This is a genomic window from Streptomyces sp. NPDC003038 (assembly GCF_040611115.1).
Lineage (GTDB): Bacteria > Actinomycetota > Actinomycetes > Streptomycetales > Streptomycetaceae > Streptomyces.
The window spans coordinates 250,319-257,075 of sequence record NZ_JBEXNN010000009.1; the positions used below are offsets into that span (position 1 = coordinate 250,319).

Annotated in this window: 9 protein-coding genes; 5 read left to right on the forward strand and 4 right to left on the reverse strand. The window is 68.1% G+C overall.

The window, feature by feature from the left end; all coding sequences use genetic code 11:
• The first annotated feature begins 70 nt into the window (after positions 1-70).
• From ABZX75_RS15040 to ABZX75_RS15055, 4 genes are all read left to right on the forward strand, one after another.
• Positions 71-871, forward strand: a complete 801-nt coding sequence (locus tag ABZX75_RS15040; protein WP_355410583.1) for an ABC transporter ATP-binding protein — start codon at positions 71-73, stop codon at positions 869-871.
• A 219-nt stretch (positions 872-1,090) separates the two neighbouring features.
• Complete coding sequence (locus tag ABZX75_RS15045; RefSeq protein ID WP_355410584.1) at positions 1,091-1,522, forward strand: NfeD family protein; 432 nt, start codon at positions 1,091-1,093, stop codon at positions 1,520-1,522.
• A gap of 84 nt (positions 1,523-1,606) precedes the next feature.
• Complete coding sequence (locus ABZX75_RS15050) at positions 1,607-2,584, forward strand: SPFH domain-containing protein (protein WP_355410585.1); 978 nt, start codon at positions 1,607-1,609, stop codon at positions 2,582-2,584.
• A 90-nt stretch (positions 2,585-2,674) separates the two neighbouring features.
• On the forward strand, positions 2,675-3,445 hold the full coding sequence (locus ABZX75_RS15055; protein ID WP_355410586.1) for a sulfite exporter TauE/SafE family protein: 771 nt from the start codon (positions 2,675-2,677) through the stop codon (positions 3,443-3,445).
• Positions 3,446-3,520: 75 nt separating this feature from the next.
• Here ABZX75_RS15055 and ABZX75_RS15060 read toward each other — a convergent pair whose 3' ends face one another.
• The 3 genes from ABZX75_RS15060 to ABZX75_RS15070 all read right to left on the reverse strand — a co-directional run bounded on the left by ABZX75_RS15060 (position 3,521) and on the right by ABZX75_RS15070 (position 5,555).
• Positions 3,521-4,024 (reverse strand): HNH endonuclease, encoded by a 504-nt coding sequence (locus ABZX75_RS15060; protein ID WP_355410610.1) that lies wholly within the window; start codon positions 4,022-4,024, stop codon positions 3,521-3,523.
• Between the two features lie 148 nt (positions 4,025-4,172).
• A complete protein-coding gene (locus ABZX75_RS15065; protein WP_355410587.1) occupies positions 4,173-4,706 on the reverse strand; it encodes a YbhB/YbcL family Raf kinase inhibitor-like protein in 534 nt (177 codons plus the stop codon).
• Between the two features lie 66 nt (positions 4,707-4,772).
• Entirely contained in the window at positions 4,773-5,555 is a 783-nt protein-coding gene (locus ABZX75_RS15070) for a sporulation protein (RefSeq protein ID WP_355410588.1), read from the reverse strand.
• 98 nt (positions 5,556-5,653) lie between these two features.
• Here ABZX75_RS15070 and ABZX75_RS15075 point away from each other — a divergent pair, with 98 nt between their 5' ends.
• Entirely contained in the window at positions 5,654-6,295 is a 642-nt protein-coding gene (locus tag ABZX75_RS15075) for a DNA-3-methyladenine glycosylase (protein WP_355410589.1), read from the forward strand.
• 171 nt (positions 6,296-6,466) lie between these two features.
• Here ABZX75_RS15075 and ABZX75_RS15080 read toward each other — a convergent pair.
• Positions 6,467-6,757, reverse strand: a 291-nt coding sequence (locus ABZX75_RS15080; RefSeq protein WP_355410590.1) for a hypothetical protein, incomplete at its 5' end; no start/stop codon positions are given.

Here is a 6,757-nt window from a genome sequence, read left to right on the forward strand (position 1 = left end):
GTAGGTTTTCCCTGGGGCTGCGCCTACCGGCGCGCACAGAACCGTGACTGCAAGGGGTGACAACACGCTCATGAGCGATGTTCTGGAGCTGGTGGACGTATCCGTGGTCCGCGAGGGCCGGGCTCTGGTGGACCAGGTCTCCTGGTCGGTCAAGGAGGGGGAGCGCTGGGTGATCCTCGGCCCCAACGGTGCCGGCAAGACCACGCTGCTCAACGTCGCCTCCAGCTACCTCTTCCCCACCAAGGGCACCGCCACCATCCTCGGCGGCACCCTCGGCAAGCCCGGCGTCGACGTGTTCGAGCTGCGCCCCCGCATCGGCGTCGCCGGTATCGCGATGGCCGACAAGCTCCCCAAGGGGCAGACCGTCCTGCAGACCGTCCTCACCGCCGCCTACGGCATGACGGCGACCTGGCAGGAGGAGTACGAGGACGTCGACGAGCAGCGCGCCCGCGCCTTCCTCGACCGCCTCGGTATGACGGACTATCTCGACCGGAAGTTCGGCACCCTCTCCGAGGGCGAGCGCAAGCGCACCCTGATCGCCCGCGCCCTGATGACCGACCCCGAGCTGCTGCTCCTCGACGAGCCCGCCGCCGGTCTGGACCTCGGCGGCCGCGAGGACCTCGTACGCCGTCTCGGCCGCCTGGCCCGCGACCCGCTCGCGCCCTCGATGCTCATGGTCACGCACCACGTCGAGGAGATCGCCCCCGGCTTCACCCACGTCCTGATGATCCGTCAGGGCCAGGTCGTCACCGCCGGCCCGATCGACCTCGAACTGACCTCCCGCAACCTCTCGCTCTGCTTCGGCCTCCCCCTGGTCGTCGAGCGCAACGGGAACGACCGCTGGACCGCCCAGGGCCTGCCCCTGCGCTAGGTCCTGTCCGGGCGATCTTCTCGGGCCCACGACGCCGGCTACGGCACCTCGCTGCGTTGTCGGAGTCGCCCGAGTACGCCCGGTACGAGGGCGATCCTCCGCCTTGCGATGCACCGCATCCGACGCCGCGGGCCAGTCCTCAAAGACCGCCCGGACAGGACCTAGTACAGCCACCCCGCACCCTGTCCCGACCGTGCCCGGCCGACCTACCATGACCACGTGGACGACATCGACGCATGGGTGTGGTGGCTGATCGGCGCGGTCGGACTGGGTATTCCCCTCGTCCTGACCGCGATGCCCGAATTCGGCATGTTCGCCGTCGGAGCGGTCGCGGCCGCCCTCACAGCGGCCTTGGGCGGGGGAGTTGTGGCCCAGGTCCTCGTCTTCGTGATCGTGTCGGTGGCGCTCATCGCCGTCGTACGGCCGATCGCGAAGCGGCATCGCGACCAGCGGCCCCAACACCGCAGCGGCATCGATGCGTTGAAGGGCAGGAGCGCCGTCGTCCTCGAACGCGTCGACGGCAGCGGAGGCCGCATCAAGCTCGCCGGCGAGATCTGGTCCGCCCGCGCCCTCGACGCAGACAGCAGTTTCGAGCCGGGTCAGTCCGTCGACGTCGTGGAGATCGACGGGGCTACCGCGGTCGTCATGTGACAAGCAGCCGACTCGCGGCCCCCGGGTCTGCGAGACTCCGCTCAACGGGGCAGCACAGACAGCCGGAAGGGCACAGGGAACCGCATGCAACCGATCATCATCGTCCTGATCATTCTGGTGGTTCTGGTCTTCATCGCACTGGTCAAGACGATCCAGGTGATCCCGCAGGCCAGCGCAGCCATCGTCGAGAGGTTCGGCCGCTACACCCGCACCCTCAACGCCGGCCTCAACATCGTCGTCCCCTTCATCGACTCGATCCGCAACCGGATCGACCTGCGCGAACAGGTCGTCCCCTTCCCGCCGCAGCCGGTCATCACCCAGGACAACCTGGTGGTCAACATCGACACCGTCATCTACTACCAGGTGACCGACGCCCGCGCCGCGACGTACGAGGTGGCCAGCTACATCCAGGCCATCGAGCAGCTCACGGTCACCACGCTGCGCAACATCATCGGCGGCATGGACCTGGAGCGGACACTGACCTCCCGTGAGGAGATCAACGCGGCCCTGCGCGGAGTCCTCGACGAGGCCACCGGCAAGTGGGGCATCCGCGTCAACCGCGTCGAGCTCAAGGCCATCGAGCCGCCGACCTCCATCCAGGACTCGATGGAGAAGCAGATGCGCGCCGACCGCGACAAGCGCGCCGCGATCCTCCAGGCCGAAGGTGTGCGCCAGTCCGAGATCCTGCGCGCCGAGGGTGAGAAGCAGTCCTCCATCCTGCGCGCCGAAGGTGACGCCAAGGCCGCCGCGTTGCGCGCCGAGGGTGAAGCCCAGGCCATCCGTACGGTCTTCGAGTCCATCCACGCCGGCGACGCCGACCAGAAACTGCTCGCCTACCAGTACCTCCAGATGCTCCCCAAGATCGCCGAGGGCGACGCCAACAAGCTCTGGATCGTGCCGAGCGAGATCGGCGACGCCCTCAAGGGCCTGTCCGGCGCCATGGGCAACTTCGGTCCCATGGGCGGCGGTTCCGGCTTCAACCCGCAGAACTCCGGTAAGGGCGACGGAAACGCGGGCGGCAAGGCCGCCTCGGACCGCCGCGAACAGCCCCCCATCGACTGAACGGCCTCTCCCCTCCCGCATGATCAGTGAGGCCCCTCGACCTTCATGGCGGGGAGGCGACTCACTCATGCAAAGGGGATGGCCCAGTCCATGTCCATCTGGGAATCACTCGCGATCTTCGCCGCCGGTATCGGCGCCGGCACCATCAACACCATCGTCGGCTCCGGGACCCTCATCACCTTCCCGGTGCTGCTGGCCACCGGCCTGCCGCCGGTCACCGCCAACGTGTCCAACACCCTCGGCCTGGTGCCCGGCTCCATCAGCGGAGCCATCGGCTACCGCAAGGAACTCCAGGGGCAGCGCGGCCGCATCCTGCGGCTCGGCGCCGTCTCGCTCCTCGGCGGACTCGCGGGAGCCGTACTGCTCCTCACCCTGCCGTCCGAGTCCTTCGACACGATCGTGCCCGTCCTCATCGGACTCGCCCTCGTGCTCGTCATCCTCCAGCCCCGGCTCGCCGCCTCACTGCGCCGACGCCAAGAGGCCGCCGGCGGCGACACCGGACATCCCGACGGCGGTCCCGTCCTGCTGTCCGGAATGCTGGTCTCCAGCGCGTACGGCGGCTACTTCGGAGCCGCCCAGGGTGTGCTCTACCTCGGCCTGATGGGCCTGCTGCTCCACGAGGAACTGCAACGGATCAACGCCGTGAAGAACGTCGTCGCGGCCATAGTGAACGGCATCGCGGCCGTCCTGTTCCTCTTCGTCGCCGAATTCAACTGGACGGCGGTCCTCCTCATCGCCGTCGGCTCCACCATCGGAGGCCAGATCGGCGCCAAGGTCGGCCGCCGCCTCCCGCCGACCGTGCTGCGCACGGTCATCGTGGCGGTCGGCATCCTCGCCATCGTCCAGCTGCTGCTCCGCTGAGCGACGTAGCAGAGTTACGTCGCCCAGCGCGGCCGTGCAGACGACGGACGGGGCAGAGGCCGGGGGCGGGACCGCCTAGGCGGACCGCTCCAGCCACTCCGGCAGCGCCTCCCGCCCCACCACCCCCAGCGCGAGCAGCATGGCATCCCCCGGAGAGGGCACGAAGGGCTTCCTGAGGAGCGGCATCCCCGCCTCCTCAGGAGTCCGAGCCGCCTTGCGGTGGTTGTCCTCGGCGCAGGAGGCCACCGTGTTCAGCCAGGTGTCCCCACCCCCCTGGGCACGGGGCACCACATGGTCCACGGTCGTCGCACGCTTCCCGCAGTACGCGCACCGGTGCTGGTCACGGACCAGCACCCCCCTCCGCGACCAGGGAGCGTGTCTTCGGAAGGGCACCCGGACATACCTGCAGAGCCTGATCACCCGCGGCATCGGAAGCTCCATGGTGGCCGCGCGCACACGCAGCTCGGGATGCGACTGCTCGACGACGGCCTTGTCCTGGAGCACCAGGACCACCGCCCGGTTCAGCGTCACCGTCGACAGCGGCTCGAAGCTCGCATTCAGCACCAGCGTGTCCCGCATCTCGCCCACCTCCATGTGCAGGCCCGCGACCACCCTGGCGGCAGGGCCCGCGACCACTCTGGCCGCGCTCGCCACGCGGGACAACGCAATAAAAATGCCCGGTCCTGGCCGTCTTTAGACCAGGACCGGGCAAACGCTCGGAGAACGATCAGCCCGCGGGGGACTCGTACTCAGCGATCAGCTGAGCCCGCCCGAGCGTGTGGAACCGCAGATTGAACCCGACCACGGCGGGAGAGACGTCGCTGCCGGGACCGAGCTTCTCCTGATCCACCGCGTACACGGTGAAGACGTACCGGTGCCGCTCCCCGGCCGGCGGAGCCGCCCCGCCGAAATCCTTGGTCCCGTAGTCGTTCCGTACGTGGACGGCTCCCGCGGGCAGCCCCTCGAACTTCCCACTGCCCGCTCCGGCCGGCAGCTCGGTGACGGAAGCCGGCAGATCGAAGAGCACCCAGTGCCAGAAGCCGCTGCCGGTCGGCGCGTCCGGGTCGAAGCACGTCACGGCGAAGCTCTTCGCACCCTTGGGGAACCCCTCCCACCGCAACTGCGGCGAGGCGTTCCCACCCGATTTGAGCTGGGCATCGCCCAGATCCGCACCCGGCGCGATATCCGCACTGGTCACGGTGAAGGCGGGCACCTCCGGGTGGAAGTCGTGCGGAAGAGGTGCCCTGCTCTGCTCGGCCACTGTTGACCCTCCTGATCGAAATGCTCGAACCGATCGACGAACGTGTCCAGCCAGGAGCCTAGGAGGCTAGAACCAGTTGCGCTGGGAACCCACGGAGGCGATCCACTGGTTCAGGTACGCGGCCCAGTCGGTCTCCTGGTACGACTGCAGCCCCACCTGGAAGCAGCGGAAGGTGTCACTGCCCTCGCTGAACAGCCCCGGCTTCTTGTCCATCTCCAGGACGACGTCCATCTCCCGGCCGTCCGAGACGAAAGTGAGCTCGACCTGGTTCAGCCCCCGGTACTGCGACGGCGGCAGGAACTCGATCTCCTGGTAGAAGGGCAGCGTCTGCCGCGTCCCCCGGATGTGCCCGCGCTCCATGTCCGCACTGCGGAAGGAGAAGCCGAGCTGCTGGAAGGCGTCCAGGATGGCCTGCTGCGCCGGCACTGGGTGCACGTTGATCGGATCGAGGTCGCCGGCGTCCACCGCACGCGCGATCTCCAGTTCGGTGCTGACCCCGATGTTCATGCCGTGCAGGTGCCGGCCCCCGAAGTGGGTGATCGGCGTCTCGGCGGGGATCTCCAGCCCGAAGGGCACCACGTGGAGGGCGCCCGCCTGCACCTGGAAGGCACCGCCGAGGCGCTGCTTGGTGAAGACGACGTCCTGCTTGTACTCCTGGTCACCGCCCTCGATCTCGACCCGTGCCTGCAGTCCGACGGACAGCCCCTCGATCTGCTGGTCCACGGACCCGCCCTGGATGCGGACCTCGCCCTGGACGATGCCGCCCGGCACGACGTTCGGCTCGGTGATGACGGTGTCCACCGAAGCACCACCGGCACCCAGGCTCGCGAACAGCTTCCTGAACCCCATGCTCTGACTCCCCTTGAAGGATCTTGCGACTACACCTCTACCAAAGCGGAACCTTAGGCCCCGGTTGCAGGCGCAGGCGTTCCACTACGCTCGACCGGATGAGCGCGCGACCCGACCGTACGCCCCTGCCCCGGGCCTTCTTCGACCGCCCGGTCCTCACCGTGGCCCCGGACCTCCTCGGCCGCACCCTGGTCCGCCGTACGCGGGAGGGCCCTCTCGAACTCCGCATCACGGAGGTCGAGGCGTACGAGGGGGAAGCCGATCCGGGCTCCCACGCCTACCGCGGCCGCACGGCACGCAACGCATCGATGTTCGGTCCGCCCGGACACGCGTACGTCTACTTCATCTACGGCATGTGGTTCAGCCTCAACCTGGTGTGCGGCCCACCGGACCACGCCAGCGGAGTCCTGCTCCGCGCGGGCGAGGTCACGGTGGGCGCCGACCTGGCCGCCAAACGCCGACTTTCAGCCAGAAACCGTGCTGAACTGGCCAAGGGTCCGGCCCGGCTGGCCACGGCCCTGGAAGTGGACCGCTCCCTCGACGGCGCCGACCTCTGCGCGGGCCCCGACTCGCCCCTGTCCCTCCTCACGGGCACCGCCACCTCATCCGACCTGGTGAGCAGCGGCCCCCGCACGGGAGTGGGCGGCGCCGGCGCCCACCACCCGTACCGCTTCTGGATCACCGACGACCCGACGGTGAGCCGCTACCGCGCCCATGCGCCACGTCGCCGGTCAACTTGACTCGGCCTGGTCGGACGCCTAACGTAGTCCGAGCCGCTTGATACGGGGCACTGCTGTCAGCAGACCCGGGGCGGACAAATCCACTACCTACGACGTACCCCTGGCGGGGTTCTATTCGGCATGCCCGAATTCCCGCTCTGCGACTCGATTATGAGCTGCACAGGGAAAGCGCTAACGTAGCGGAGCGCCGAAAGGCACAGGCCCCCAACGGCCGCCATTCAAATCCAGCTGATTGCGACTTTCGAGAAGCAAGGCTCGGAAATGATCTGGTACGGTTGGAACCGCTGGAAAGGGAAACGCGAAAGCGGAAACCTGGAAAGCACCGAGGAATCGGGTCCGCAAGGATCTGATAGAGTCGGAAACGAAGAATGAAGAACGAAGCCCGGAGGAAAGCTTCAGCCGATGTGCTGAGGTGAGTACAAAGGAAGCGTCCGTTCCTTGAGAACTCAACAGCGTGCCAAA

Coding starts and splice junctions, on each gene's coding strand:
- ABZX75_RS15040 (WP_355410583.1), top strand. CDS start 71: ATGAGCGATGTTCTGGAGCTGGTGGACGTATCCGTGGTCCGCGAGGGC.
- ABZX75_RS15050 (WP_355410585.1), top strand. CDS start 1,607: ATGCAACCGATCATCATCGTCCTGATCATTCTGGTGGTTCTGGTCTTC.
- ABZX75_RS15055 (WP_355410586.1), top strand. CDS start 2,675: ATGTCCATCTGGGAATCACTCGCGATCTTCGCCGCCGGTATCGGCGCC.
- ABZX75_RS15060 (WP_355410610.1), bottom strand. CDS start 4,024: ATGCGGGACACGCTGGTGCTGAATGCGAGCTTCGAGCCGCTGTCGACG.
- ABZX75_RS15070 (WP_355410588.1), bottom strand. CDS start 5,555: ATGGGGTTCAGGAAGCTGTTCGCGAGCCTGGGTGCCGGTGGTGCTTCG.
- ABZX75_RS15075 (WP_355410589.1), top strand. CDS start 5,654: ATGAGCGCGCGACCCGACCGTACGCCCCTGCCCCGGGCCTTCTTCGAC.